Below are 2,631 nucleotides of genomic sequence, written 5' to 3' on the forward strand. Positions count from 1 at the left end.
GTAGTGACTGAAGAAACTCGTTCAGTGTGGGAGCTGGCTTGCCTGCGATAGCAGTCTGTCAGTTGACCCAGATGCAGCTGAACCACCGCTATCGCAGGCAAGCCAGCTCCCACATTTGATCGGGGTTGTTCAATGAAATCGGGGGCACAAACAGAAACCCCGGCACGGGGCCGGGGCTTCTTTGCATCCTTACAACCTTACTTCAACTTGGCAATGGCCGCGTTGAGGGTGTTGCTTGGGCGCATGGCTTTGCTGGTCAGCTCCGGGTTCGGCGCGTAGTAGCCGCCGATGTCCACTGGCTTGCCCTGTACGGCGTTCAGCTCGGCAACGATGGTTGCCTCGTTGTCGGCCAGGGTTTTGGCCAGTTCGCCAAACTGCGCTTGCAGTGCAGCATCTTCAGTCTGTGCGGCCAGGGCTTGAGCCCAGTACAGCGCCAGGTAGAAGTGGCTGCCGCGGTTGTCGATGTTGCCGACTTTGCGCGATGGCGACTTGTTGTTGTCCAGGAACTGGCCAGTGGCCTGGTCCAAGGTCTTGGACAGCACCAGGGCTTTCGGGTTGTTGTAGGTGACACCCAAATGCTCAAGGGACGCGGCCAGGGCCAGGAACTCGCCCAGGGAATCCCAGCGCAGGAAGTTCTCTTCAACCAGTTGCTGCACGTGCTTTGGAGCCGAACCGCCGGCGCCGGTTTCGAACAGGCCGCCGCCGTTCATCAGCGGCACGATCGACAGCATCTTGGCACTGGTGCCCAGTTCCATGATCGGGAACAGGTCGGTCAGGTAGTCACGCAGAACGTTACCGGTCACCGAGATGGTGTCCAGGCCCTTGCGGGTGCGCTCCAGGGTGAACTTCATCGCGTCGACCGGCGACATGATGCGGATGTCCAGGCCTTCGGTGTTGTGGTCTTTCAGGTAAGCCTGAACTTTCTCGACCACCACGCCATCGTGGGCACGCTTAGGGTCCAGCCAGAAAATGGCCGGGGTGTTGCTGGCGCGAGCACGGTTGACGGCCAGTTTGACCCAGTCCTGGATCGGCGCGTCTTTGGTCTGGCACATGCGGAAGATGTCGCCGGCTTCGACAGCCTGTTCCATCAGCAGGTTGCCCTTGCTGTCGGTGACGCGGACCACGCCGTCAGCCTTGATCTGGAAGGTCTTGTCGTGGGAACCGTACTCTTCGGCTTTTTTCGCCATCAGGCCAACGTTCGGCACGCTGCCCATGGTGGTTGGGTCGAAGGCGCCATTGGCCTTGCAGTCTTCGATCACTGCCTGGTAGATGGTGGCGTAGCAGCGATCCGGGATCACGGCCTTGGTGTCGTGCAGTTGGCCGTCGGTGCCCCACATTTTGCCTGAGTCACGGATCATGGCAGGCATCGAGGCGTCGACGATAACGTCGCTCGGCACGTGCAGGTTGGTAATGCCTTTGTCCGAGTTGACCATGGCCAGGGACGGACGAGCGGCGTACACCGCCTGGATGTCGGCTTCGATCTGCGCTTGCTGATCGGCCGGCAGGGCCTTGATGCGGGCGTACAGGTCGCCGATGCCGTTGTTCAGGTTAAAGCCGATCTGCTCCAGCACGACAGCGTGCTTGGCCAGTGCGTCTTTATAGAACTCGGCAACGATCTGGCCGAACATGATCGGGTCGGAGACCTTCATCATGGTGGCTTTCAAGTGGACCGACAGCAGTACGCCTTGTTTCTTGGCGTCTTCGATTTCAGCGGCGATGAAGCTGCGCAGGGCATTCTTGCTCAGCACGGCGGTGTCGATGATCTCGCCAGCCTGCAAGCTGGTTTTTTCTTTCAGGACGGTAGCGGTACCGTCCTTGGCGATCAGTTCGATCTTGACGGCGTCAGCCGCTTCGATCTGTACGGCTTTCTCGCTGCCGTAGAAGTCGCCGTTGCTCATGTGTGCGATGTGCGACTTGGAGTCGGCAGCCCAGGCGCCCATTTTATGCGGGTGCTTGCGCGCGTAGTTCTTGACCGACAGCGGTGCGCGGCGGTCGGAGTTGCCTTCGCGCAGTACCGGGTTCACGGCGCTGCCCTTGACCTTGTCGTAACGTGCGCGGGTTTCTTTTTCCGCGTCGGTGGTTACGGTTTCCGGGTAGTCCGGCAGGGCGTAGCCCTGGGCCTGCAGTTCCTTGATCGCCGCTTGCAGCTGCGGGGTCGAAGCACTGATGTTAGGCAGCTTGATGATGTTGGCTTCAGGCGTAACGGCCAGGTCGCCCAGTTCGGCGAGGTGGTCCGGGATAGCCTTGGTGCCCAGTTGCTCGGGGAAGCTTGCGAGGATGCGCGCGGCCAGGGAAATGTCGCGGGTTTCCACGGCAATATCAGCGGAAGCGGTGAAGGCCTCTACGATAGGCAGCAGTGAATAGGTGGCGAGGGCTGGGGCTTCGTCGGTGAAGGTGTAGATGATCTTCGAGCGGGTGGGCATATTCGGATTAACTCTCTTCTTTGCTGAAAGCGTGCGCAGAAACTCGAGATGCGCCGGGTGGAGCGCGTTCGTTCAAAGTCATCCATGAGCGAAATGTCGAGGTTTCTTCGCGGTGATGTTGGGTTGCATCAGTCGAGCGTCAAGCGGGTGGACTATTGTATTAGTCCTGCTTTGTAGCGGAAGGCTTTGTTCTAGAGCGGTCCACCGT

At 59.7% G+C, this 2,631-nt stretch carries 1 protein-coding gene; it reads right to left on the bottom strand.

Annotated features, from left to right (window positions below; all coding sequences use genetic code 11):
- Nucleotides 1-197: 197 nt before the first annotated feature.
- On the bottom strand, nucleotides 198-2,423 hold the full coding sequence (locus FEM54_RS30190; protein ID WP_138454022.1) for an NADP-dependent isocitrate dehydrogenase: 2,226 nt from the start codon (nucleotides 2,421-2,423) through the stop codon (nucleotides 198-200).
- Nucleotides 2,424-2,631: the final 208 nt, after the last annotated feature.

Source organism: Pseudomonas edaphica, from assembly GCF_005863185.1.
Taxonomy (GTDB): domain Bacteria; phylum Pseudomonadota; class Gammaproteobacteria; order Pseudomonadales; family Pseudomonadaceae; genus Aquipseudomonas; species Aquipseudomonas edaphica.